The sequence below is a fragment of the Agrobacterium sp. ST15.16.024 genome (assembly GCF_027956545.1).
GTDB classification, from domain to species: domain Bacteria; phylum Pseudomonadota; class Alphaproteobacteria; order Rhizobiales; family Rhizobiaceae; genus Agrobacterium; species Agrobacterium cucumeris.
On sequence record NZ_JAQKGO010000074.1, the window covers coordinates 1 to 377 of the forward strand.

At 58.1% G+C, this 377-nt stretch carries 1 pseudogene; it reads right to left on the minus strand.

Going from position 1 to position 377, the window contains the following annotated elements:
- A pseudogene (locus PL640_RS25860) lies at positions 1-155 on the minus strand (2,3-bisphosphoglycerate-independent phosphoglycerate mutase); the annotation flags it as partial.
- Positions 156-377: the final 222 nt, after the last annotated feature.

Genomic DNA, 377 nt, shown 5'->3' on the forward strand with positions numbered 1-377 from the left:
TCGCCCACTTCCGGCTCTTCCTTGCCGCCATTCAGGAAGAAGGTGACATGGGGATATTTTTCCGTTTCGGCGAGACGAAACTGCGTGAGCCCCTGCTTTGCCACCCAGGCGCCGAGCGTATTGACGATATCCCGCTTCGGATAAGCCGTCGTCATGAATTCATTATGGCGGGTCTGATAATTCTCCCCGCCCTGCAACACCGCAACGACAGGCCTTTTTCGCCCAAAACCGCCCAAAGCGTCCCCCCCTCTCGCCAGCAGGATTTTTCTGCCGCGGTCGGGCCCGCAACTCTGGCAGAACAGGCCGCCGCCGGGCCTTTAACCTTCATAACCACCCCTCACCCTCCGCAGTGTTGTGTTCTTCGTGAGGCTTTTTTT